The 26,540-nt window shown below is 41.8% G+C and carries 18 protein-coding genes; 7 read left to right on the plus strand and 11 right to left on the minus strand.

The window, feature by feature from the left end; all coding sequences use genetic code 11:
- The first annotated feature begins 39 nt into the window (after nucleotides 1–39).
- Nucleotides 40–1,662: an L-lactate permease gene (locus EZV76_RS01160; RefSeq protein ID WP_136564764.1), complete on the plus strand. Its 1,623-nt coding sequence runs from the start codon at nucleotides 40–42 to the stop codon at nucleotides 1,660–1,662.
- A gap of 492 nt (nucleotides 1,663–2,154) precedes the next feature.
- Here EZV76_RS01160 and pafA read toward each other — a convergent pair whose 3' ends face one another.
- Nucleotides 2,155–3,804, minus strand: coding sequence for an alkaline phosphatase PafA (gene pafA / locus EZV76_RS01165; protein WP_136564765.1), 1,650 nt, complete (start codon nucleotides 3,802–3,804; stop codon nucleotides 2,155–2,157).
- A 308-nt stretch (nucleotides 3,805–4,112) separates the two neighbouring features.
- On the opposite strand from pafA, the gene EZV76_RS01170 reads away from it, so the two are divergent.
- Both EZV76_RS01170 and EZV76_RS01175 read left to right on the plus strand, forming a co-directional pair.
- Nucleotides 4,113–4,874: a DeoR/GlpR family DNA-binding transcription regulator gene (locus EZV76_RS01170; protein WP_136564766.1), complete on the plus strand. Its 762-nt coding sequence runs from the start codon at nucleotides 4,113–4,115 to the stop codon at nucleotides 4,872–4,874.
- Between the two features lie 112 nt (nucleotides 4,875–4,986).
- Nucleotides 4,987–5,667 (plus strand): GDSL-type esterase/lipase family protein, encoded by a 681-nt coding sequence (locus EZV76_RS01175; protein WP_201741805.1) that lies wholly within the window; start codon nucleotides 4,987–4,989, stop codon nucleotides 5,665–5,667.
- A gap of 41 nt (nucleotides 5,668–5,708) precedes the next feature.
- On the opposite strand, the gene EZV76_RS01180 is transcribed toward EZV76_RS01175, so the two are convergent.
- The 5 genes from EZV76_RS01180 to EZV76_RS01200 all read right to left on the minus strand — a co-directional run bounded on the left by EZV76_RS01180 (nucleotide 5,709) and on the right by EZV76_RS01200 (nucleotide 14,719).
- On the minus strand, nucleotides 5,709–6,425 hold the full coding sequence (locus EZV76_RS01180; RefSeq protein WP_236640827.1) for a glycerophosphodiester phosphodiesterase: 717 nt from the start codon (nucleotides 6,423–6,425) through the stop codon (nucleotides 5,709–5,711).
- 141 nt (nucleotides 6,426–6,566) lie between these two features.
- Nucleotides 6,567–8,534: a calcineurin-like phosphoesterase C-terminal domain-containing protein gene (locus tag EZV76_RS01185; protein WP_236640828.1), complete on the minus strand. Its 1,968-nt coding sequence runs from the start codon at nucleotides 8,532–8,534 to the stop codon at nucleotides 6,567–6,569.
- 33 nt (nucleotides 8,535–8,567) lie between these two features.
- Entirely contained in the window at nucleotides 8,568–9,797 is a 1,230-nt protein-coding gene (locus EZV76_RS01190) for a BACON domain-containing protein (RefSeq protein WP_136564770.1), read from the minus strand.
- A gap of 44 nt (nucleotides 9,798–9,841) precedes the next feature.
- Entirely contained in the window at nucleotides 9,842–11,407 is a 1,566-nt protein-coding gene (locus EZV76_RS01195; protein ID WP_136564771.1) for a SusD/RagB family nutrient-binding outer membrane lipoprotein, read from the minus strand.
- Between the two features lie 9 nt (nucleotides 11,408–11,416).
- Nucleotides 11,417–14,719, minus strand: a complete 3,303-nt coding sequence (locus EZV76_RS01200; protein WP_136564772.1) for a SusC/RagA family TonB-linked outer membrane protein — start codon at nucleotides 14,717–14,719, stop codon at nucleotides 11,417–11,419.
- A gap of 184 nt (nucleotides 14,720–14,903) precedes the next feature.
- On the opposite strand from EZV76_RS01200, the gene EZV76_RS01205 reads away from it, so the two are divergent.
- Genes EZV76_RS01205 through EZV76_RS01215 form a run of 3 tightly spaced genes read left to right on the plus strand, consistent with a single transcriptional unit; the run spans nucleotide 14,904 to nucleotide 18,804 of the window.
- The gene (locus tag EZV76_RS01205; protein ID WP_136564773.1) at nucleotides 14,904–16,544 is read left to right on the plus strand and encodes a glycerol-3-phosphate dehydrogenase/oxidase; all 1,641 of its coding nucleotides are present in this window, start codon (nucleotides 14,904–14,906) and stop codon (nucleotides 16,542–16,544) included.
- A 20-nt stretch (nucleotides 16,545–16,564) separates the two neighbouring features.
- Nucleotides 16,565–18,058, plus strand: coding sequence for a glycerol kinase GlpK (gene glpK / locus EZV76_RS01210; protein ID WP_136564774.1), 1,494 nt, complete (start codon nucleotides 16,565–16,567; stop codon nucleotides 18,056–18,058).
- Between the two features lie 11 nt (nucleotides 18,059–18,069).
- Nucleotides 18,070–18,804: an MIP/aquaporin family protein gene (locus tag EZV76_RS01215; protein ID WP_136564775.1), complete on the plus strand. Its 735-nt coding sequence runs from the start codon at nucleotides 18,070–18,072 to the stop codon at nucleotides 18,802–18,804.
- Nucleotides 18,805–19,171: 367 nt separating this feature from the next.
- Here the strand turns inward: EZV76_RS01215 and EZV76_RS01220 are convergent, their stop codons facing one another.
- The 5 genes from EZV76_RS01220 to EZV76_RS01240 form a co-directional block, all read right to left on the minus strand.
- Nucleotides 19,172–19,828, minus strand: coding sequence for a response regulator (locus tag EZV76_RS01220; RefSeq protein WP_136564776.1), 657 nt, complete (start codon nucleotides 19,826–19,828; stop codon nucleotides 19,172–19,174).
- 29 nt (nucleotides 19,829–19,857) lie between these two features.
- Entirely contained in the window at nucleotides 19,858–21,816 is a 1,959-nt protein-coding gene (locus EZV76_RS01225) for a tetratricopeptide repeat-containing sensor histidine kinase (RefSeq protein ID WP_136564777.1), read from the minus strand.
- Nucleotides 21,817–21,885: 69 nt separating this feature from the next.
- Complete coding sequence (locus EZV76_RS01230; RefSeq protein WP_136564778.1) at nucleotides 21,886–22,896, minus strand: hypothetical protein; 1,011 nt, start codon at nucleotides 22,894–22,896, stop codon at nucleotides 21,886–21,888.
- Nucleotides 22,897–22,993: 97 nt separating this feature from the next.
- The gene (locus EZV76_RS01235) at nucleotides 22,994–23,332 is read right to left on the minus strand and encodes a hypothetical protein (protein WP_136564779.1); all 339 of its coding nucleotides are present in this window, start codon (nucleotides 23,330–23,332) and stop codon (nucleotides 22,994–22,996) included.
- Nucleotides 23,333–23,341: 9 nt separating this feature from the next.
- Entirely contained in the window at nucleotides 23,342–24,352 is a 1,011-nt protein-coding gene (locus EZV76_RS01240; protein WP_136564780.1) for a hypothetical protein, read from the minus strand.
- 123 nt (nucleotides 24,353–24,475) lie between these two features.
- On the opposite strand from EZV76_RS01240, the gene EZV76_RS01245 reads away from it, so the two are divergent.
- Entirely contained in the window at nucleotides 24,476–26,137 is a 1,662-nt protein-coding gene (locus EZV76_RS01245) for an MORN repeat-containing protein (protein ID WP_136564781.1), read from the plus strand.
- Nucleotides 26,138–26,540 lie beyond the last annotated feature (403 nt).

Raw genomic sequence — 26,540 nt, forward strand, 5'->3', positions numbered from 1 at the left:
ACTCAAACAACAAGGATACTAACCTATATTTTGAATTTGATGACCTGGAACCAAATTGTAGATCCCTTAGGCAATATCTATTTGTCTTTATTGATTGCCCTTGTTCCCATTGCCACTATCTTTTGGGCCTTGGCTATCAAAAAAATGAAAGGCCATAAGGCCAGTTTGTATGCTGCATTGGCAGCCCTACTTGTAGCTGTGTTGATATATGGCATGCCCATAAAATTGGCTCTATTGTCTTTTACCCACGGTGCTTTGTATGGGCTGTTTCCCATATGCTGGATTGTAGTGACCACTATTTACTTGTTTAACATTATCGTTAAAAGCGGAAAGTTTGAGATTATTAAACATTCCATGGCATCCATTACCTCGGACCGTAGGCTGCAAGCATTGTTGATAGCCTTTGCGTTTGGATCATTTTTAGAAGGAACGGCAGGGTTTGGAGCACCAGTCGCCATTACGGCAGCTATGCTGGTAAGTTTGGGGTTCAATGCATTTTATGCAGCAGGTATTTGCTTGATAGCAAATACAGCACCCGTTGCCTTTGGGGCCATCGGTATACCCATTACCGTAGCTTCTCAAGTATCGGGAATACCTGAAATGGCCATTTCCCAACTGGTAGGACGTACCTTGCCCATTTTGTCTGTGGTACTTCCGTTTTATTTGACCATATTGATATGTGGCTACAAAAAATCATTGGAAGTGTTTCCCGCCATACTGGTCTGTGGTATATCCTTTGCCTCTTTACAATGGTTTTCATCCAATTTTCTTGGGCCGGAACTTCCTGATATCATTGCCGGATTGGGATCCATCATTTGTCTCATTATTTTTTTAAAATTCTGGAAACCGAAAAACATATGGAGGTTCGAGAACGAGGAAGCTCCTTCTGAAGTGGAAAAAATGGCCTATACCAAAAAGCAAATAGCCATTGCTTGGTGCCCCTTTGTGATTTTAGCCGTGTTGATAATTGTTTGGGGGTTGGCACCTGTAAAAGAAAAGCTCGACTTGATAGGTACGTTCAAGTTTGACATCAAAGGACTGCACAATGTTATTTTGGATAGACAGGGCGAACCCATTCCCCATGGGTATAAATTAAATATGCTTTCTGCAGCTGGAACGGCCATTCTGATAACAGCACTTTTGTCCATCCCTATTTCTGGGATGAAATATAGAGAAGGTTTTGCTTTATTTTTTTCAACCTTAAAACAACTAAAGTTCCCCATAATTACAGTTTCGGCCATTTTGGGATTTGCTTATGTGGTAAACGATTCAGGAATAGTAATCACCATTGCCTTGGTATTGGCCAATACTGGGTTTTTGTATCCATTTGTTGCCCCTATTTTGGGTTGGCTTGGTGTTTTCGTAACTGGCTCGGACACCTCATCAAATGCCCTTTTTGGGAAACTTCAATTTGAAACAGCTAAATCGATTGGAGTTGATCCCTTGGTGACCGTAGCTTCGAATACTTCAGGTGGTGTGGTCGGAAAAATGATATCTCCCCAATCCATTGCTGTAGGCACTGCTGCGGTGGGGTTGATTGGCAAGGAAGCACAACTTTTTAGATATACCTTAAAACATAGTTTGATCATGCTCTTATTGATTTGTTTGATCACTTTGGCCCAAGCGTACATAATACCATGGATAGTCCCTATATGGAATTGAGTTAACGTTTTTTGAGTTTGTTTGATTGTAGTAAATCGCAGTCTTTAGCAATAGGGCCTGCGATTTCTGCATGAAAAAAGGTATGGCCTATTCAAACTTTTCACTTGAGTGCCAATTAATAAAGCCAAATAACATCCTACCAAAACAGGATAACAAACGATTTATGCACCTTTAATAGCACATTAAAGGAGAATATATTCATATAGTATGGTTTATTGAATCCTTTGGAAGTAAAAAAAGTAGCCCCCGGCAAGAATCGAACTTTTCCCCCAGACCCCTTATTTTATTGGGGGTTCCACTTTTTTATTTTAAAATGTTGACGATTTCTGAACTTTTGTGATTGATTTATCTTTCGCAACATCAAATACAAACTAATCTCTGCATCCATATTCATTGTAATCAAGAGATGCAACGGCGACATAAATATCCATATGAGCATGCTATAATAAATTGAAATTATAGAACTCGTAAACATGTGAAGGTTTGACCTAACTATTTGAACAATTCCTCAATTGGTTTCACATCTGAAGCGTTGGGCAAGGGAATATCCAAGAGCATTGACAATGTTGGTGCTATTTGTGTAATAGTATGTGGAGCAACACTCAATCCTTTACTTACTCCCCATCCATACCATAGCATAGGAACATGAGTATCTGGGGTATAGGCGGTTCCATGGGTGGTTCCATAATCTCTTTGGTCCATCCATCCCGGGAGAGAATGTAGCAGTATATCCCCTGAATTTTTGGAATTGTATGCATTGCGCACAAACTCTCCAATAGCACTATTTCCCAAATTCCAATCATGCAAGGCAGGCACAAAGACCTCTTTGATGTTGTTTGCCCCTTCCAGATATAGGGCCGCTTTTCCAAGAAGTTCCCTGTTGGTCCTTATTTCTAAGGATAAATAAACTTGGGTATTATCAATGAATGAGACACAATTCTCAAAACCCGATTCTTTGGAAAGATATTCATTGAGTTCCTGTCCCAATTTTTTAGGATCATAACTCCTACCAGGAAGCTGTTTTTGTTCCAAGAAACCGGGATGATCGCTAGCGGCATGATCGGCCGTAAGGAAAATCAAATAGTTCCCCTCGCCCAAGGTCCTATCCAAATGAGCAAGTAATCTGGCAAGTTCCCTATCCAACCGCACATAAGTATCTTCCAGTTCTTTGGAACGAATCCCAAAATAATGGCCCACATAGTCAGTACTTGAGTAACTCAATGCAAGAAAATCTATATCATCTCCTTTCCCCAATTCTTCTCCTTCAATAGTGGCCATGGCCATTTCCGTCACTATAGTATTTCCAAAGGGTACTTCTGTGAGCATGGCAAAATCGCCATTTTGCTTTCTCAGCTTTTTCAAATTATAAGGAAAAACACTTTCTTCATTTCCCTTATAGATTTTTTCAAAGGGGGAGTCATCGGGATTGCTGTTCCGATAGCGTTCCATTGGCAAAAAAGGAGCCCATGTTTCGTTCAATAGGGAATCGGACAACTTCCTTTGGTTAAATGCAACAAGCCAATCCGGCAATTCCTTCCCATAATATGAACTACTGATGAAGTTACCGTTCCCTGAATGATACCAAAAGGCATGATCGGCCATATGGCCAGAAGGGAAAATGGCGGAGCGATCCTTTAGAGAAACCCCCACCACCTTGGACCTACCATTAGAGACAAGTTTAAGTTCATCAGTAATGGTATTGGCCATTAGATTCTTAGGAGATCTAGAATAGTTTTCTTTGTTATTGGAGTCCATGGTGACTGGGTCGTCTACAAGTGAAACCCCCATATCCTGGGCACAATAAACGGTTTTACCCTCTACACGGCTGAACCAATTGTTGTTTACGATACCGTGTCGGGCGGGCGTTGTCCCAGTATAAATGGAAGAGTGCCCCGCACCAGTAGTGGTAGGAATGTAGTTATAATGCATGTTCTTTACATTGAAACCTTCACTCATCAAGCGTTTAAAGCCATCCTCAGTAAAATTCTCTTGAAAACGGTATAGGTACTCAGCCCTCATTTGATCTACCACTATACCCACGACCAATTTTGGTCTGGGTTGTTGTGCGGATGCCATGCCCAGAAAGCATATAGATAGGAAAAATACGTTAGACCAATTTATCAATCTGAGAAAAATTTTCATTTGTTTGGATTTTATAAAATAAAATTGATTTGGGATTAATCGAGGAATTTCGAGCTTATTATATATGCTAATATACCACCTGCATCACTTTCAAACAATATCTTTTTGTTTCTTTTTGTTATTTTATAGACAATAATTCCGATTAAGGAAATCCAAAAGCTTTTCTCAAATAACTGAACACAAAACGCTTTTGTAGAAGAAAACACAAAATGATTGTAAGGCAGAACAGGAAGACATCGCATTTGTTCCAAAATTTATACCTTTAAGCCATTCAGTTATTTCTCAGACGCAAACTAACCATCCAGTAAATGAACACTGTAGAAAGACATAAACATATCCTTGAAAAAATTCAACAAGAGGGGCAGATAAAGGTTCAATATATCTGTGAGGCCATGGATATTTCACCGGTAACTGCAAGAAAGGATCTTAAGTTTTTGGAGGAAAAAGGTCTCGTCTATCGAGTGCATGGTGGAGCAACATTGATCAACCCATATACCATTGACAAGCATGTCAACGAGAAGGAAAAAATTCATTACGATGAAAAAACCAAAATCGGAGCTGCTGCCGCAAAATTGATCACTCCCAACGACTCCATCTTGATTGCTTCGGGAACAACTGTATTGGCCCTAGCCAAAAAAATAGTGCCACAAGAAAATTTAACGGTCATCACATCAGCACTGAATGTAGCATTGGAACTGAACAACCATTTGGAAATAGAGGTGATACAATTGGGAGGAGTGCTCCGAAAACGATCTTCATCCGTTACAGGACTGTATGCCGAGTCTATTTTACCAGATTTTTCATGCAGTAAATTTTACCTGGGCGTGGATGGCATTGACCTTGATTTTGGACTGACCACCGCCAATGTAATGGAGGCACACCTAAATAGGGAAATGATCAAGGTTTCCCAGAAAACCATTGTTCTGGCCGACTCCACCAAATTCAGCAAACGTGGCTTCGGCCGCATCTGTGGTTTTGAGCATATTGATGAGATCATCACCGATCACGGTATCTCCAAGTTTACCCAAAATGCCCTAGAAGAGTATGGAATAAAGGTGACCATCGTTTAAATTTCATGAATAGTAAATGCAGCTGAGCAGGTTTTCAAATTTACAAAAATTCCCTTACTTGAGTTCCGATTAATTTCCTTATATTTCGATTTCTTTCTATAATTCGATGAAAATGAGATTTCCCATTTCCAAAGTGATTCTATATACAACCTTTTTGAGTACCATGAGTGTTGCAGCACAAACTGATAAAATTAACAGGGATTACCGTCCCCGCACCTATGATGTTCAAGTACGTCAATTTGAAATTTATCCAGACTCGACCAATGACATTATTTTTTTAGGCAACAGCATTACGGCTCGTGCCCAGTGGAATGAGCTCCTACGGCTTCCCCAAGCTAGGAATCGAGGGATTTCAGGGGATACCACTTTCGGTATCTTGGAACGCCTGGATGAAGTGACGAAAGGGCGGCCATCGCAAATTTTCCTATTGATCGGCATTAACGATATTTCACGGAATTTCCCAGATGATGAGATTATACGAAATTACGAGACCATCATCACCCGCATACAAAAGGAATCACCTAAAACCAGATTAGTGGTACAGACTATTCTCCCCGTCAACAGTAGTTTTGGTGAATATGAAAGACATTACAACAAGGATGAACACATAGTCAAAGTGAATACAGGTATCAAGCGATTAGCTAAGAAGTATGAATTGACATTGATAGACCTTCATCCCTTGTTCTTGGACAGTTCAGGAAGTTTGAACGCCAAATATACGGATGAGGGCCTGCATCTTAATGAAAAAGGGTATTTGTATTGGGCAGAAATCCTACATCCTTATTTGCACTAAAAAGATGGGAATTCTACCCAAATTCAAATCAGAATTGTGAACTATTTTTGTGAAGACAAAAGGACAAAGAGCCTCTCGGGCTCATTGGTCGTTATAAAATCCACCTTTTTTTGAATCATGTCGATCATATCTTCCTCCGTATTCACAGTCCACACATTGACAGTCATATTTTCCTTATGCGCCTCTTCAATCCATTCAGGATGCTTGCGATAAACCTTGATGTTGTAATCGATACTGGTGTATCCCGATTTCTTGACCTCGGAAGGAGTCATGTCTCCATTAAGGTAAGCCACTTCTGACCCAGGTGCCAATTGACTGACCCGTACTCCAGCGTCAAAATCGAAGGTAATGTACTCTACGAGATCTTCCCCGCCAAGTTGCTTTACAAGGGCCACGGCTTTTTCGGTCAACAGCAAAGTATGCTCCTTGCCAGAGGGAGCTTTTTTAATTTCAAGTATTAACCGTGTTCTATCTTGCCTGAGCCCTTCCTTAAGGTAAGCTTCCAGAGTAGGTATTTTTTCTCCGTTTGGAAGAGAAGCCGATAATAGGTCAGTATAGTTGGTACGCTCAATGTCCATGCCCATAAAATCCGGGTCATGGTTTACCACCGGAATACTGTCCATGGTCATATGGACATCAAACTCAGCACCATAACAACCCAATTCAATGGCATGTTTCAATGCCGCGATTGAGTTTTCAGGAAGCTCCTGCGTTTTCCAAGCCCCTCGATGTGCAATGACGCGGGTACTGGTGTCCATCTTTTCTGAACAGGAAAGGTTTGAGAACAGGAGGGGGAGTATTAAAAATACCCCCCGTCTTGCCAATTGAGAACAAATAACTGAAAAATTCATAGTGATTATAGAAATGTCAATGATTTTATAAATGATACTGAATTAAGATTAAGTTATGGCTGTTGAAAAAGCCTTGGGCCGCTGCATGCTCTCGGTATACACTCTTCCAAACCGGTCAGTCACCTTAATTTCCAATGTGGAATCTGGCGCCGATGCCGTTACCTTGAACAGATGGGCCGTTTCATTGGTTGCAAAAGAGCCCGTGGGTTGGGCCCCAACGTTCAATCTCTTGGCCTCATAGGAAATAATATGTAAGGGATCCATCATTTTGACCCGAGAGATATCCAGGAGCTGTCCATTCTCACTTACTTCAATCTGCCATTGTTCATCGTAGCCCCAAATATTGATCAAGACCTCGTTGTTGAGGTTGGGCAAGGCATATGGCCCGGCATATTGTTCCATATCCCCTTCCGAAGCGTTAGGAGCAAACTCGGCCGCTGTGATATGGACCGTGTTCAAATCGTAGGCCCGGAACTGATAATCAGTTTCAAAACCAATACTTTTATACTGCCACTGCATACTGGCGCCGTTGATTTCCCAAATTCCATATCCTCCTGGGCTACCATCCTTACAAATGTGGTTCCCGGCATAGCCCTCACGACCTGTCCACCACCAAGTGGCACATATGGCCGCAGTATTGTGTTCCATAATACCAGGGTCTTCCTCCACCGTATAATTGATATGGGTATGGCCCGTAAGAATGTGTACTGTTGAAAACTCCTGAAGGCAGGCCATAAGATCCGGTGCATTGTCCAATTTATAGGAATCGACCTGATCCCCACTCCCGTCCAGTGAAGGATTGGCATACACAGGGGTATGGGTTGCAATGACAATAGGCGTGCTCTTATCCGTAATCATGGCCAAATCTTTTTTGAGCCATTCCAATTGCTCGGTAGCCAAACGCTCCCTATAATTACGACTTCCAACAGTTCCTTGTGACCCCCCTGTGTTTAAATATTCCACATCGTCGAGTACCACATAATGGATTTGGCCCAGATTAAAAGAATAGTACGTTGGCCCCAAAATATTCCTGTAACGATCTTCCGCCAAACGATCATTGGCGAAGTAGGGATCATAATCGTGGTTACCGATTACATTGAACACCGGGGAGTGTAACTGGTTCATGTATGGGATATAGTCGTTAAGACCAAAACCATTACTGTACCAATAAAGGTCCCAGGTCATATCCCCAAGAGTGAGGACATACACTTTGGTACCTGCCGCAGCATAAGAATCAATCATGGCATTTACATCAGGTAATACCATATTCTGGAACTGCTCCAAATCGTTGTTTCGGTTGGCCAAGTGCCAGTCTGCCATGGTCAACACCACATGTTCCATATTATCGGCTTCTATCAATGAGAAATCATGCTGTTCCACCGTTTCAACGCTAGCACTAAGTCGTTTGAAGAATTGAGGAGCGTTACCATTGGTAGGCACCTCATAATTTCCAGGCACAGATATATACACAAATCCAGACTCCTTGCCAGAGGGCAGATAATAAATACCATCTTCATTGGTTGTGGTAACTTCATGACCATCGGAAACCACCACCCCGGCCACTCCAACTCCACTACTGAAAACGACACCCTTGATGGTCATCCCTTCAATATCCGGCACATCAGAATCAGCCACTATGTTCAATTGAACCGACCCCATTGCCAAAGTTTCCCCATTTCGGGATAGTACCAAACGGTAACCGCCAGAAGGAATTTCAGTCGGCAACACCAAAGTAACGGACGTTTCAGTTGTAGAGCCTATTGAGGACAAGAACTTTTTGGAGTCATCCGAGGTGGAAATCCATTCGATTTGGTCACCTGTCTTGAATCCTTTTCCATTTAGGATGAACTCACTCCCTGCCGAGGCATTGATAACCGGAGGTACGGAGACCCCGGTGATGCCCAAACCATTGTCCAGCGGAACGTCATTATTACCATCAGAACTGCAGGAAATTAATCCAAAAAAGGGAATATTGAAGGTGGTCACCGAGGCGAGGCCTCCGATACCTGTCTTCATAAATTTTCTACGGGTATGCTTCATTGGACGTGCCTAGTTGATGATTTCTACTTTAATATCGTCAATAAAGATCCTGTTTTTGCCTGCCCCTACACCATTTAGGTCAAAAGCCCCGCCAAGAAAACGAACCTGGGTCTCAGAGGTAGCTCCTGTAATGGTAAAAGTGTAAGTGCTACTCTCGTCTTCCCAAATCAGGACACAATCTGGATCGGCTTCATAGTCAGGATAATTGCTTACGGTAAATGAAGGGACGCTAGTAGTCCCTGGACCTACAACCCCTACCACGAGATTATTATCATCCTGGGTCCCACCTGCCGTCTTATAAGGAACGGCTTTGAACGTCACCTGTACATTGGTCGGCCCATCGAGTTCCGCAAGGGGCGGGGAAATAAGATCGCCACCATAGTTGGTCTTACCCAATTTTACAAAACCGGTTCTGGCATAGACCACCATTTGGTTGTTCGTAAAGGTATTTTCGGTGCTTGTCCAACCACGGGACATTTCCTCATCAGTCCAGTTGTCCATTCTCGTTTCACCGGAAGTTGTATAGAAAATGGTGCTACCGTAGGTAAGCCAACTGAAGTCCTCTTCCAAGATAACATTGCCAGCTGACTGGGTTATCTCTACCTCTTCGGTAAGCCCATTGGTGGTTGATTGGATGGTTAAAGTGGTACTTCGTTCCAAACCAGTATTTTTTTCTGCGTTCAAGACCAAAGAGTTATCGGTTTGTTCTACCCCGGTTATCCAACTTTCATCTCCCAATACATAGGTCCATTCCACATTGGTTTCCAGTGAAACGTTCACATCCCCTCCTGCAGATGGCACAGAAATACCATCTTCTCCATCAACAATGGTAATGTATGGAACGTTGGCCTCCTGGTCGATTCTAAAAAGAACCGGTTGTTCTTCTCCACCAACCACAAATGCAAAGTTCACGGTCCGGCTTTCAAAAGAATCATTGGGATCCACATCAAAACTAAAAATACCATCTTCATCACCTTCATCAGGAAAGGCTTTTACCCAATCGACGCTCGACTGGGCCACCACTTTCCAATCCCTATTGGAACGCACGACATATTTTTGACTAATACCTTCAACACTCACCGTCAGGGAAGTTGGGTCATCTTCGATCATAAAATAGGGGTCGCCTGTATTTCCATCTCCATTGTCGTCATTACAGGATACAGCAACAAAGCAAGATATCATCAACGCCCAAAAGAACTTTGGATACGATTTTATTGTTAAAATTCCTTTACTATACATATTCTTGAGATTTTTATCAAAATGTTTGGGTTTGGCTTCTTTGTTTATTCAATGGCTTCCTTGCTCCACCATACAGGGGTCTTCATATTGTTCTCCCCGCCCATGCGGCTAAGCGCCTCTTGAGCATTTTCCCCATTAGTGGCCATGGTCGTATTTGGATAGGCAAATCGAGTGGGTAGTATAAAATCGTTATATATAGCCCCATCCCCTATTGTAAGCTCGGGGTAACCGGTGCGCCTGTATTCATGGTATGCCTCCATTCCCACCCAGAAAAGGGCAAGGAATTTTTGGTTGCCGATAAGCTCTTCCTTATTGTCCAAACTATCCCATGCCGCTAGATCCGAAGCCAAGAAAGCAGAGATGTCCTCACTGGAAATGACCACAGGTGTTTCACTGTATTGTCCCAAGGGAGCCCATTTTTCAATGGAAGCCGCAACTGCCGACTCATAATATTGACGCGCAGCGGATTCCCCTCCCGGAATCAACCCCTTTAAGGCAGCTTCCGCAAAGATGAACTGTACTTCGGCAAAATCCATGAAAAACCCAGGGGCATCGGCTCGGCAGAAAACCGCCGCATTGAGCCATGAGGTCCCCCTATCCACATCACTCTGCTCAGATTCGGTGCATCCGGCCACAGTACCCTTCCACACAAGTGGAAGATTAGGGTCTGTATTTGGATTTTTCTTGCCATATATGGCCAGTCGAGGGTCTTCATAGATTTGTTCATCACTTTCATTGGTCAGGACGGTCATCTTGATGAGCTGCTCCGTAAGTTTTCTCCCTGAACTGGTAAAACTTCCTTCATTGGTATTATCAAATTGACTTCGATAAGGATCATTTCCCGAAAATACCACGGTCGCATTATCCTCATTGGACGTGAATACGGGGTATTTTGATGGATTGTTCAACATCTCGGTCATTTTGTCTCCAGAGTTCATAGAGCTTCGTCCACTAACACGGTTAAGCAAGCGCAGGTAGAGGGAGTTATTGAATTTACGCCACTGATCCATGGAACCACCATACATACCATCCAAAGAAGGTTTAATGAATATGGGATTTGTGGCATAGATGTTATTGGCTTCCTCTAGATCAGCAAACATTTGTCGGTATACCTCTTCCTGCGAATCAAATCTAGGTTTCACTACCCCTTCTTCCGAGAGGGCCAAAAAGGCCTCGGAGTAGGGAATGTCCCCGAACATATCTGTCAAGTTTGATAGGTAAAGGACTTTTAATGTAATGGAAATGGCTTCCAACGAGGGGTCTTCCTGCTCAATGCTCAAATTATGCATATGCAAAGCATTATTGGCATATCTGGCATAAAAGTTCCAAACACTCTGCCAATTGGCATCACTGATAAAATAACGATGCTCCTGACGGGTAGTCCCGCCGGTGAAGGCAGTGAATTGGATAAGTTCGTTGTTCCAAAACCAAGTATAATTCTGCCAAGCATTGGCTCCGTTGTACAAAAGCGGTTCAAACATGCCGCTCGCCTGTATATCCCCTACTATGGTTCTGTTGGGGTCTGTATTGGTTTCTTCAAAATTGTCGGTACATGCCCAGGTAAGTACCATGATTCCTATAATAAGTGCTATTTTTTTCAACGTTTTCATGCTTTATGGTTAGAATGAAAGTTTAACATTTAGACCGTATGTACGTGTCATTGGGAAGGTTACGGACTCAATCCCCATCATGATATTCGAACCGTTCAACATTCCCGTTTCGGGATCGTACTGAGGGAAATCGGTCAAACAAAATACATTGGTTGCAAAAACTCCAAAACTCATGTCTTGGAAAATGCCAGTACTTTCCATTATTTTACGCGGCATTTGATAATCCAATCGTAGTTCCCTCAACTTCAAGAAGTCCGTGCTAAAGGTATTCATCTCTGTATTGTTCCTGTTCCAGATATAGGCATTGTAGTAGGTTTGGACGTTTTCCGTTACGGTTGTATTCTTGGTATAGGTAACAGTACCATCCGTATTTTCTACTGCATTGACTCCTTCGTGTACCAATCCATCATAACGCCCCTCCAAAGAGTTTTTAAGTTTTCCTTGATACGAAAGGGCAAAATTGGTCACAGAATAGGCACTCCCCCCCATTTGTGCAGAAAATGCCGCAGATAGGGAGAGGTTCTTGTATCTAAAACGCTGCGTCATACCCCCTCTCCAATCTGGGTTTACTTTTGCAATCTCGCGGTCGGGGGACTCATCCAGGACCGGATACCCTTGGGAGTTTACAATATGCATTCCAGAAGCATCAATCGTCTCTCCATTTTCGTCAATATAGGTGGCACCTTCTGGTGCCCTTTGGAATCCACGTCCATAAATATTGTGCATCTCCCCACCCAAATAAGAGTAGACATAGACCCTTCCCCCTATGGTAGTACCCATATCAGTCTGTAGGGGTTCCTCCGGATCCCAGCCTTCTTGTAGGCTCACCAAGGTATTGTTGTTCTTGGACCAATTGGCATCAAATGACCATTCAAAATCTTTGGTTCTTATTGGCACAAACCCAGCAGCAATTTCAATACCTTCATTGGTGATTTCCCCAGCATTGACTATCCTACCTGTTGCTCCAGTAATTTGATCTACATTCACCGAAACGATTTGATCGGTAGTTGAAGAATAATACTTAGTGATGTCAAACGACAATCGATTTTTGAAAAACTTAGCCTCAAGACCCACTTCCCAACTTTCAATATTTTCTGGTTTGATCAATGGATTCCTAATGGTTCCTGGAAGTACATAACCTCCAGGGAACGAAGTATTTCCATAGGGCTGTGACAACGAATAGGCACCTGTGTCATTACCGACATTGGCCCAGGAAAAACGTAGCTTGGTAAAATCGACCCAGGAAGCGTTGGTCTGGAAATCAAATACTTTATCAAGTAGTACACTTGCAGCAACTGATGGATAAAAGAATGACCAGTTGCTACGGGCAAGCGTACTGGACCAATCGTTACGTGCAGTAACATCCAAAAAGTAAGTATCATCCCAACCCAACGATAACATTCCGTACAAACTGTTGACAATCTTTTTGCTTCTATAATTATAATTGTCCGGATTGACTCCTGTAGGCAAGTTGGTGGTATGGTAGATTCCCTCTTCCCCCAATTGCTCCAAGGTGATTCTACTGTTATAATACTCATTCACTCTGTTGTTTCCACCAACAAATGCAGAAAGCGTAAATCGGCCATCGGCTATATCATTGTTCTCGTAACGTAACATAAAGTCGTTATTGTTCTCCAAATAACGAACCGTCTGTTCCCTATAAAAACCATTCTGGTAATCCGTTGTGTAATAAGGCCTTCGTTGTGTCCTAAATTCCGTGGACCAGTCCAAACCGGAACGTAAGTCCAAAGACAAGCCATGACCAAGGTCAAAGTTCAATCCAATATTTCCAAACACCCTATTCTTATCGTGAGCGCTAAGGGCCTCGTACAAAGTACGATATGGGTTGAATGAGTTTGCCGAAGGAAACACCAGTCCCTGTCCGTTCTCCCCTTGTGCAGACCAATTCAAGAAATTGTACCTCCCTTCAAAATACTCATTTTTCCAATCCTCCATACTGTTTACATTAAAACCCCAAATCAAGGCATACATAGGGTTGGACTCATCATACCCCCCTCCTGGCATATTGTCGCTTTTCTTACGGTAATAATTCACCTTGGAGTTAAGGGAAATCCAATCATTGATAGGTGTATTGAACGCCAGGGACACCGATTGGCGATTAAACCCAGTGTTGGGCATTATCCAATCGTTTTTGTAATCAGTAATCGATAATCTACTTGAAGTGCCCTCACCATTGTTTCCATTGATACTTACCGTATTGATCGTGGTGACCCCTGTTCGAAACAAACCTGTATACCAATCATCTTGATATACCCAAGGCAATTTGGAGAATTCCCCAGTCTCCCAGTTTTTTGAAGCATACAGATAACGCATTTTGTTGGAATCGAACCGCTCCCCAAAAGTGTATCTAGAGTAATGTCTGTTGGTTGCCACTCCATCGGGAGCCATGTCTTCCGTCAACTCCCAAAGGGAATATGGTTGCTCACCCCTGTCGGAACCGTTCCCATACTCCGTTTGAAAATCAGGAAAGAACCCAGCCTGCTCAAAACTCACAGTGGTGTTCACAGTAACACCCAAACCCTTACCTTTCTTACCAGATTTCGTCGTAATCATTATAGCTCCATTGGCCGCCCTAGAACCATAAAGAGCAGCGGCGGCAGGACCTTTTAAAACCGATACTGATTCTATGTCTTCAGGGTTGATGTCACTCAAACCATCACCAAAATCCACCGGAGCATCGGCTTGCGCATAATTGCTCACTGCCCGCGTAGCTGTCATACCTGAACTAATAGGGACACCATCCACAACTATAAGCGCCTCATTGCTTCCATAATTCAACGACTGATCACCTCTAAGAGTCACGCGGATGGAACCGCTGGGTCCAGAGCCGGCTTGGGCAAAAAAGAGACCCGGAACTTTTCCCGACATACCGTTCAACCAATTTCCCGACACGGATTTGGTCACTTCTTCCCCTTCAACCTTGGCAACGGCATAACCTAAGGATTTTTCCTCACGGGTAATATTGAGAGCTGTGACAACCACTTCGTCCAGTTCACTGGCATCCTCTTGCATGATAACATCTTGAAAAGACCCTGATTTAGCGGAAACCTCCAGTGTCGTATAACCCACATAAGAAATTACAAGGACTACTGTTCCCTTGGAAGGGGTTAAACCAAACTGTCCGTCAAAATCAGAAACCACACCATTCGAAGTTCCCTTTTCAACAATGGACGCCCCAGGAAGAGGAACACCTGCTTGGTCGGTGATCGCCCCCCTAATCATATTATCTTGTGACCAAGCAGAGAAAGAGAGCAAACTGCACAAGAACAAATACACATAACTTTTTTTCATTGGATTCCTAAAATTTAGTTTTAGTAGTTGGTTTTAAAAAAATACAATTTTTAATAATTACGAAAGTAACAAAAAAAAATAAAAACAAATACCGTTTTGACATTTTATAGAACTTTTTTTTGTTTTTATGTTATTCTACGGTTGTATTTATATTATATTTGCTTCGTTTTATTTCTAATAATGCATGAAAAAAGAACAAAAAGAAACCGTATTTAGTCGTGAACAGTTGTTGCGAAAAATTGAAACAGAACATCAAGTTTGGGATATTCTGGTCATTGGTGGAGGTGCCACAGGACTTGGTGTGGCATTAGATTCGAGTTCAAGAGGTTTAAAAACAGTGCTCTTTGAGCAGTCCGATTTTGCCAAAGGCACCTCTAGCCGCAGCACCAAGTTGGCACATGGAGGTGTACGATACTTGGCCCAAGGAAACATTAAACTGGTTTTTGAGGCGTTACGGGAAAGAGGAATAATGCTGGAAAACGCACCTCACTTGGTCAATTCACTTTCCTTTATTATCCCCAGCTATCGCTGGTGGGAAAAATATTTTTATGGTATTGGCTTGAAAATTTACGATTGGATGGCACAAAAATTCAGAATGGGAAATACCTCCCTACTAAAACGCATTACCGTACTTAAACAGATGGGTAATCTAAATCCTAAGAAACTCAATGGCGGTGTGCAATATTATGATGGACAATTTGATGATGCCCGCTTGGCCATCAATTTGGCCCAGACCAGTATTGAACAAGGAGGGAATCTACTTAATTACATGAAGGTAAATGAGTTGAATAAAGATTTCAATGGCAAAGTGACCGGAGTGCAGGTAACTGATATGGAAACAGGAAAAGCCTATAGTGTACAGGCAAAAGTGGTCATCAATGCCACTGGGGTCTTTGTAGATGATGTCCTTAAAATGGACAATCCGGATGCCAATACTTTATTAAAGGTAAGCCAAGGAATTCATTTAGTTCTACCCAAATCCTTCCTCGATAGCGAGCATGCACTTATGATACCAGCCACCACTGACGGTCGGGTACTTTTTGCCGTTCCATGGCATAATCATCTTTTAGTAGGCACTACCGATACACCTTTAGATCATCATCAATTGGAGCCAAAACCCCTGAAGCAAGAAATAAATTTCATTTTGGATACCTTAAAAGATTATCTGAAAATTGTCCCCAAGGAAAAAGATGTACTAAGCGTATTCGTAGGTCTCAGACCTCTCGTACTACCTGAAAACAAGGAAGTGGGCACCAAAGAAATATCCAGGGACCATAAGCTTAAAGTCACCGCATCCAAATTGATCACCATTACAGGAGGCAAATGGACCACCTACAGGAAGATGGCAGAAGATACGGTGGACCAAGCTATAGAAGTTGGTAGTTTATCAGCCGGCCCATGTCAAACACAGACCTTAAAAATCCATGGATATACAACAGGGAACATAGCGGACGGAGCGCTTGAGTTTTATGGAGCAGATGCCATAGGGATTGCTCAGCTTAAAAGACACCATCCTGATTGGAACCACCCGCTCCATCCTAAATTTCCGTTTACCGTTGCCGAGGTAATCTGGGCGGTCCGCCATGAAATGGCCCGTACGGTTGACGACATACTGGCTCGCCGATTGCGCATTCTATTCCTGAACGCCAGAGCGGCTATTGAACTGGCTCCAAAAGTAGCGGAAATTATGGCTGGAGAAATGGGTAAAGATCAGGAATGGATAAATACTCAGATAAAAGATTTTCAGAACATCGCAAAAAATTACCTTGTCAATCCAGTATTGGGCGAGGTATTGATATCCGGTGAATTACAAAAGATAGAATAAAACAAAAAATAATAACCAACATGTCAAAATATATTCTTGCCCTTGACCAAGGCACCACTAGTTCCCGCGCTTTGATTTTTGATCAGAATGGAAAGGCCATCAACATAGCCCAAAAAGAGTTTAGGCAACTATTTCCAAAACCGGGATGGGTCGAGCATGATGCCAATGAGATTTTGTCTTCCCAAATTGGGGTTGCCGCAGAAGCGGTTTCAATGTCCAAACTAAAATCAGAGGATATAGCTGCAATAGGCATCACAAACCAAAGGGAAACCACCGTGGTTTGGGATAAAGAAACGGGGGAACCCGTCTACAATGCCATAGTTTGGCAAGATAGGCGCACCTCTGACTATTGTGATGAACTCATTGCCCAAGGTCATGAACCGATGATCCGCGAAAAAACAGGCTTGGTCATCGATGCCTATTTTGTAGCAACCAAGGTTCGTTGGATACTAGACAATGTGGAAGGCGCACGTGAAAAGGCTGAAGCAGGTCAATTAGCTCTCGGAACAGTTGATTCGTGGTTGATATGGAACCTTTCAGAAGGTGAAAAGCACATTACAGATAGTACCAACGCTTCAAGATATCTTTTATATAACATCCATACGCTCTCTTGGGACGATGAGTTATTAGAACTTTTCGGCATACCAAAAAAAATGTTGCCAGAAGTATGTGATTCCAGCGGGGACTTGGCCACAACATCAGGGGCTATATTTGCAAAGAAAATCCCTATTACAGGAATTGCAGGGGACCAACATGCCGCTTTGTTCGGGCAAATGTGTACAGAACCAGGAATGGTAAAGAATACGTATGGCACCGGTTGTTTCATGCTCATGAATATTGGAAGCAAGCCCATTATTTCCAAAAACAAATTGCTCACCACACTAGCATGGAAGATTGGTGATGAGGTGGTTTACGCTTTGGAAGGCAGCATCTTTATTGCTGGGGCGGTTGTACAATGGTTACGGGATGGACTTGGCATTATTCATTCCGCACCAGAAATCGAAGAACTAATAAACAGTACCGATGATAATGGCGGGGTAAGTTTTGTTCCTGCATTTACCGGGTTGGGAGCCCCCCACTGGAACCAACATGCTCGTGGAACCATTGTGGGCATTACTCGTGGAACCACTGCAGGGCACATTGCCCGAGCAGCTCTGGAGAGCATTGCCTTTCAAACCTATGATGTACTCAAGGCCATGGAAGCAGATGCAGATATTGAAATCAAAGAGTTAAGGGTTGATGGTGGGGCCACTACCAACAATTTTTTGATGCAGTTTCAATCCGATGTGCTTCAATCCGGCATAATCAAACCGGAAACTACAGAGATTACAGCATTGGGAGCGGCCTACCTCGCAGGACTTGGCATTGGTATATGGAGTGATGTAGAACAAATCAAGAGGCAATGGAAAGTAAAAACGGAATATAGTCCGAATGGTGATTTTCAGGTGGAAGAAAGAGTAGGACAATGGCACAAAGCCACCAACACCACCAGTTATTGGTCTAACCATAAATAAACTATACTCAAATGACAGCATTTATAGCAGAAATTATCGGAACCTTCTTTCTCATCCTCATGGGGAATGGCGTAGTGGCCAATGTGGTCCTGAACAAAACCAAAGGGAATAACAGTGGATGGATCGTAATCACCACTGGTTGGGCACTGGCTGTATTTATTGGTGTGGTCGTGGCAGGCCCATATAGTGGGGCTCACCTCAATCCTGCCGTTTCCATTGGTTTGGCCATAGTGGGTAAATTTTCATGGGAACTCGTGCCAACATATGCAATGGCACAAATGTTTGGGGCCATGTTGGGCAGTTTAACTGTTTGGGCATTGTATCGCAACCATTATCGGCTTACAGATGACCCAGATGCCATAAGAGCTACTTTCTGCACCTCTCCAGCTATCAGAGATTGGCCTTCAAACCTATTAAGTGAGGTCATCGGGACATTTTCCCTCATCTTCGTTATCTTCTATTTTAGCGACCCTCTTTTGGGTGAAGGCAACACCCAAGCCCCAATAGGCATGGGGTCTTTGGGTGCGGTACCTGTATCTCTCCTAGTATTTGTCATAGGTCTTGCCCTTGGTGGAACCACTGGCTATGCCATAAATCCGGCACGAGATTTTGGCCCAAGAATCATGCATGCCTTACTCCCCATTAAAAAGAAAGAAGGAAGTGATTGGAACTACTCATCTATTCCCATAGCAGGTCCCATTATCGGTAGTATTTTGGCTGCTTTATTTTACCTTCTCTTATCGTGATAAGTTCAAACCATAAAGAATGAACATTATCCACATGATGACAACCATATGTCTTATGAGAGCTGAATTGGGGAGCAGAGATGATATACTGACTCTTTTGGAAATCAAAAAGTAGCCCCGACAAGAATCACCGTATCTGGGTACGGCATAAACTTCGATTCCAAAGCTTCGCTTTGCACACTTTGCGTGTTTGCGCGCCTACTTTGTAGCCCCGGCAAGAATCGAACTTTTCTCTCGGACCCCTTGTTTTATTAGGGTTTTCGATTTTTGATTTCAAAATGTTGACGATTTGTGAACTTTTGTGATTGATTTGTCTTTCGTCATTTCAAATATACTTAAAGCAATATAAATTACACTTTTTGAAGTACTATATTAAACTTTGTCTTCTTGCCTTTTGCACGGCCTCTAACTTGTTGTGGACCTGAAGCTTCTTATAAATATTCTCGATATGTTTTCTAACCGTACTTGGTGAGAGAAAGAGATTTTTGGCAATCAGGGTATAGCTTAACCCCTCGGCCAGTTGCTCCAGCACCTCCTTTTCGCGGTCGCTGAGCAAAATTTCTTCCTCTTGCACGGACAGTGATTCCTGTCTTTCGGGATAGCGTAATAATTTTAGGGTCTTTACCGCTATCGAAGGGCTCATGGCCGCACCCCCGCCAATGGTCTCAACAATGGCATTGTGCAACTTTGGCCCTTCAATCTCTTTGAGCAAATAACCATCGGCACCGGCCTGGATGGCATTGAAGATATTTTCATCATTGTCAAAAACGGTAAGCATGAGCACTTTAATGTGGGGATATTTCTGTTTTATGATACGAACAGTTTCTATCCCATCCAAAATGGGCATTTCTATATCCATTAACACCAAATCCAGATTATGGCTTTTTTCCAGTTTAGCAAGCAGCTCGCTACCATTAAAAACCATGTACTTGATGTCCAATTCCTCAAAATCGACCAATTTTTCTTTGATGGCCCTAGCTAAGAACGTATTGTCATCCACAATGGCCAATTTGATTTTGCTCATGGTCTTGTATTTTTTTTGTGCTGAAAGAATTATGCCTTAACCTGTAATGTTACCTTGGTGCTTTTACCGATTATACTTTCTTGTTTGAAATCAATCCCGGCTTTTTCGGCCCTGTTCTTCATAATTTGAAGTCCGTTGCCATTTGATGACTGCAATGTGTCAAACCCCTGGCCAAAGTCCTCTATTTCAATTTGTACTTTTTTATCAATATCGGTAAACCTGACTTGAATCTGTTCACTCCCGGAATGTTTTACGGCATTGTTCACGGATTCTTGAATAATTCTGAAAAGATTCATCCCTACAAAGGCATTGAGCACCTTATGATCCGGCCTCCCTTCAACCTTCATCCTGACTTTATCATCCGTGGCTTCATGAACGGTCGCGGCCAATTGCTGGGTTCTTTCTTTGATATCTTCCAAACTGATCTCATCCTTGTTCATGGCCCAAATGGTATCCCGAAGCTCGGATATGGTTACCAGTGAAAACTGTTTCATTTGGGTGAGCTTTTCCATCAAGAACACCTCTCCCTTGTCTATGCCCCTTTTAGCGGAATCGGTTATGGAGGTAAGATATGTGAGCTGCGAACCTATATTATCGTGCAGGTCGCGGGCAATCCGTAAACGTTGTTCCTTTAGGTTTTCTTGTGCCCGAGCCTCGGCCATAGCCTTCTCCAAAGCGGTTTCCCTTGCAAAATTCTTCGCCTTAACCTTTTGCTCACGAAAAATCACAAAACCGACAATAAGCAGAATGGCCAAAAGAGCCCCACTGCCCATAAGCATATTGTTCCTATTTTTTAGAGCAAGCTCGCCTTCGACCAGTTCGTTCTTTTGACGGAGTATCTCATTTTCCTTTTGTTCCGACTCGTACTTTTCCTTTAGGTTAAACATTTCCTTGGCCTTTTCTGTAAAGTATAAGCTATCTCTTGCTGCCTTATGTTTTTGATGATAAACATAGGCCTTTTTAAAATCGGGTTTTTGTTCGTAAATCAAGGACAGCGTCTTGGAAAGTGCATCAATACCTGGAAGGTAATCTATAGAATCTGCTTCTCGATATGTGGTCAGCGCCAATTTTTCGGCACGATTCGTTTTTCCCTGATTAAGATATATATTGGCCAAGTCATTTTTTAGGGAAATCAGGGCCAAACGCTCTCCCTTTTTTTCCTGAAGGGCTATGGCCTCATTATAATAAAGTTCCGCTTCATCATATTTACCAAGTGCCCAACTGGCTAAGGCCAAATTCGTCAAAGGATATGCGAGCTCTAAAACAGCTCCTACATCTTTATTGGTGTCGTACGATTTTTTGGCATATTCAATGGCCTTGTTATACTGTTTGTTTTCTAAATAGGCCACGGCCAAACTGTTATAACACATCGCCATAAAATAGTTGTTCCCGATTCTTTCGTACAAATCCAATGCTTTGAGATAATATTCCATGGATAGACCAGGTTCTTGAATCAACTTATATCTATTCCCCAAATTCAAATAGGATCCTGCTATCCAAAGGGTATCCTTTCCTTCCGTAAAGCTTTCCAAAGCTTTAAACTGAAAATCTACCGCCTTATCAAACTCAGATAGTGCTTCGTACGTATTGGCTAAATTGGTATAGAGACTTCCCAAAACAAAATAATCTTTGGAGTTTTCCAAAATAGGTTTAGCCTTCAAATGAAAACTCAATGCTTCTTTGGGTCTGCCCTCGTCCCAAGAGAGAATCCCGTACACAATCCATATTCTGGCCCTGTAATAATCGTCATCCAAAGCTTCTGCTTCATTAAATGCCAATTCTGTATAATATCTGGCACTGTCCATATCTATGGAACGAAACTTCATTGCGATATCTTTCAATACTAGAATCCTATCCTCACCTTCCTTGACTTCCAAGGTATCTTTCAACACATTGATGGCTTGTTGAATATCCTGCGCCTCAACAGTATGCAAAGACATTAGGCCGAAAAGGAAAATGGGGATCAGGGTCTTCTGAAAAACGGTCATTAGAGAAAAAAATGGTTGGTGCTTAAAACTAATCCAATTGATTATATAATTTAAGTTTTTGCAGAAAAATTAATTCGCTTTGTCCACCAACTTCTCGATAGTGGCATCCAAAAAAGATGTAATGGCCAGTTCTGCACCTTTCTTATACGTTTCTGGGTCACATTTAACGACTGAGACATTTATGTCTTCCTTGTCCTCTACACGCCAGACGTGAAACACCCCAGCATCCATTCCTCTTCTGTCCACATCTGCCCCTTGGGAAGCATCAAACTTTTGCTTTTCAAGAACCCCTTCTACCTCTACACCACGATTGGAAACCATCATGCCTATATTAAACTTATTGTAACTTTTTGAATCAATCTTAAAATCGGTCTCTGCCTTTACCTGTGCATATCCGGCATGTCTGTTCAAGGCTCGTGTAGTTTCGCTCAATGCATTATCGAAAGCCAGTACGTTCAACACTACCTTATTGAATATAAAATCAGTTTTTTGGTTGGATACCTTCATTTCGACTTGCTCTTCATAATTGGCTATTTTCAAGGGACCGGTCTTCTTATTTTCCATGGATTGCTTGTTCACAATAAATTTTTGACCGGTAGGACGCATCACGATGGCCCCGAACTCATCTCCTTTTTCCCCACCTTGACCTGACCTTAAATCCCATCGTTTCTCACGGTTTTTTTGATAGGTGCTATGGTTCCATAACTCTTCAATGGGAGCTATCTCAAATCCTTTGGAAACAAGGTCTGCCTTATATTGTTCAAAGAGCTTATCGGTTAGTTGCTGCAGCTCGTCCATATTGAGCCCATCCAACACCAAGGTCAAAGATGCCTTGGCATCACCTTTTATTCCACCTCTCCACAGTTTTCCGCCTTTTTTCTTGTCCTCTAATTGAAGTGCTGTTTGGAAATTGACTTGAAAATCGGAAATAACAATTCTCTTTGGGCTCTTTCTAAAATTCAAATTAGCGGGCCCCAACATTTTGATTTTAAAATCCTTGACATTTTGGGCATTGACCTCTGGCAAGACACACATTAGGATCAATAAAAAAGAAAATACAGATAAATTGATACGTTTCATACTATTGGTTTAAAGTTTTGAACAAACCTAGTCTCCCAGTATCTTGGTTTCAATAGGGCAATTGTCGTAAAATGAAGGAAAACCGACAGTTTTCATCTTAAATATCAAAATAAAGGAAGCTTACAAACCCCATCAATATTGTAGCCATTAACAAGGCGGTATTTATTTGTATCAACTTCGGGTTCAGATTTTTGCGGACAGTATAAAGATGTAGTGCAAGTGCAAGAAGGAATACGGGCAAACTCAAATAGAGGTTAAACAGATAAAACCATAACCAACTTGTAAAAAAGGACCAAGCTGAAAGCGCCGATACTATTGCCGGAACCCATTGATCAAATCCATTGACATTCTCAACGGGAAAAAGATAATGTAGAAAAGTTGCCAAGAGTACCATAGGCCCTATCATCGCAATCAATAACAACACACTGCCGAGCATAACTAGCTTTTAGAGAAGATGGATTTCTTCACCATTGGGAAGCACTAAACTTAACGGTATATTGCCATATTGGGTTTTATATAAAATTACCTTATCACGAACAGAAAGTTTATCGTACAAGACCGTACTTACCAATAGTGACCCTGTTGTAAGTACGATCCGATTATTATTTGAATGTCGGTTAGAGGTATGGATAAATTTATCTTCCACTATCGCGGGCACGCCACGTTTATATGACCTATTCTTGTTCTTATTATAATTTCGGTAAACTGCGTAAAGTCTATATCCTTGATAAAGGGGTACGGCCCATAGCGGAAAAAGAACAACTACAAAACTCCAAAATCCATTTATGATCAATAGAAATCCGATGGCTAGAAAAGGGCTGGATTTGACCAGACGATTTTTTATTTCAGCTTTCCATTTACGATTCAAAACCTCATGATCTTTTGGTGTATATCTAGCGTGGGGTACGTGCTTCTCCAAATGCTTTTCCTCTTCATCTTCTTTTGGAATACCATTGGTTTCATCAGCCTGCCGCACCACTTGAAAATCTAATGTAATTCCTGATTTGGGGGCACGGTCCAACTGCACCTCTGTACCTACCCTAGCTTTCGAGTAACAAGAGTAGTCCACTGCAAACTCATCATTATCAATATAGATATAATATGAACTTGTGGTTTTTGTCCTATTTCTATGACCATGAACAGGTCTATCACTAACAGTGGACTTGTGCAGCCTCTTATCCGTAATCTTTCCAGAAATCCGTGTTTTAACCCTTCTTTTTAAATCGATTGCTGTAGATGCAATGATATAGGCTATGACGCCAAAAAATAAAACCAAGAATGCCATCATCATATAAATGCCAAAGGCATCATTGGCAAAACTGGAATTGAACATAATAGAAAGGAACGACCAGAATATTCCAATCACGACTACCGGAAATAGCAACATGCCATATAACTGACGCCTAAGCTTAGTTTTATCTCCATGTTCTAAGGGCAATATTTCTAAAGTGGGCATGAGTCAGTTATTTTACAAACCCAAAATTAGAACCTGTACAAATCCATACAATAGGGCAATTGTCCTATTGCACTACAGGTGGGGTTTCCGGTAGTTTTGCTGGGAACCAATCCATCAAAACAGATGAATTCCAAAACCATTGTCAAAAAAGTCTCCACTGCCGTACTTATAATTCTTGCACACTTTTTTCATTACAACGGATCTGCTCAAAACCTGCACCTTAGCAATTTTGACATCAAGGATGGACAGGTAAAAGCAATGTCCATCACCAAATATCATGTTATTGGAGCCCATTTATATAGTGAAAAGAATGAACTTCTGTTCGACTCCAATGGGTATTTGATAGAGGATAAACTTTACTTGGACAACAATTATGAAACACGTATCTCCTATAATTACTTGGCCGATAGTTCAAAAGCCATTATGAAGAAGTTCAACTCATCGGGAAAACAAGAAGGCCTCGACAAAACACTTTACATCTACAAAACACCCATTGGTATAATTTCGGATGACTTACCGGAAACCATAAAAAATGATGAAGGGCAATATATTGTTCTGGGTGGTTTAAAATATGGGGCCATCTTTAAATATCAAAAATATGTGATCGTTTATGAACTTGCCGAATCCAGCAATGGTAAGGCCACGGTTTTCTATACGAGCAATTATTCCTACGATGGATTAAAATTACATGAATCATATAACCAAGATGACATACGCTACTTTCGGTACAATGACCAAAACCATTTGGAGGAAGAATTGGGGATGTCCAATATATGGGAAAGCATTTTATACGATTATGTGTATGATGAATATGGCAATTGGATCAAAAGAACAAAATTCAAAGCATCTAACTATTCGGGAAGTAAGTATCAATGGAATATTGACGAAGTAAAATACAGGACCATCACCTACATTAACGGCACCATTAGCGGTAACGGTACACCAACAACTCCAGAATTGGCTTATTCATCCAATCAGGGGAAATTACAAGACCTGCCAAAACTCAGCGACCCCATTTTAATGTCTAAATCCATGAAATTTCTTCAAGACATTACCAGGCTCAGAAATGACACTAAACAAGGGAAGGCTGAAGCGACCAAAAACGAGGTCACCACAACATGTTTAAATGGTGACTGTTCCAATGGCTTTGGGAAAGCAGATTTTGGGACCTACACTATTGAAGGCTTTTTTAGCAATGGAAAGGCAAATGGGCAAGGAACTTTATTTTACAAGGACAATTCAGGATACTATCAGGGAAACTTTGTTGATGGATTTAGAGATGGATTTGGCATATACACATGGATAGACAGTAAGAACTATTACATTGGACAATGGGCAAAAGGGTATCAGAATGGCTATGGCTATATTAAAAACGGAGGTGAAATATTGCAGGCAGGCAAATACGAAAAAGGAAAGTTGGTTCAGGATTTCCTTACCGATGATTACAAGAAGAAAATTGCACGGGGAAACTGTGTAGGTGACTGTCAGAATGGATTTGGGTACTACAAGTTTGACAATGGAGATAGCTATGTTGGATTTTTTACCAATGGTAAAAGAGATCATGTAGGTGCTTATTCTTGGAAATCTGGAATGGCGCATATCGGAACAATTGTAAATGAACAGCATAACGGTTACGGTCAAGAATTCTATAGACCTAGCGGACAATATTATCTTGGTGATTTTTCACAAGGAAAACGCACTGGACTTGGCATTTTTTATAACAATGAGCATAAAATACTACAAAAAGGTATTTGGGGTGATGGACAATTGACAGATGAGTTCTAGAAAACTTGATTTTATGAAAAGCTTGCGCTACCCAAGATTCATTTAGTATTAAAAATCAAAATTTAGCGAGCGTAACGCAGTGAAGTGCTGCAAGCGTCCCAAAACTTACCCTTAACTAATACTACTGAGCGAGGTAATTTTATCCATTAATCCGATATACTCTTCTCATCATTTGAGGTAATCCAACGGTCTGTTAGCCTCAATTTTATATTGTTCCAATCTCCATTCCGTTATTTTAAGCTTTAGACTGCTTCCATAGGCCATTTTGTTTTTTCATCAAATTGTGTCAATTTTTTCGTCAAAAATTTCCAGGGCTTACAGGGCTTCCCAAAGGGTTTACTGTAGATTTAGGAAAAGTTTACTGTAGCCCCGATCTTTGTGAAGTATTACAAAATCAGGTCAA

Source organism: Flagellimonas alvinocaridis (assembly GCF_004916895.1).
Classification (GTDB): domain Bacteria; phylum Bacteroidota; class Bacteroidia; order Flavobacteriales; family Flavobacteriaceae; genus Flagellimonas; species Flagellimonas alvinocaridis.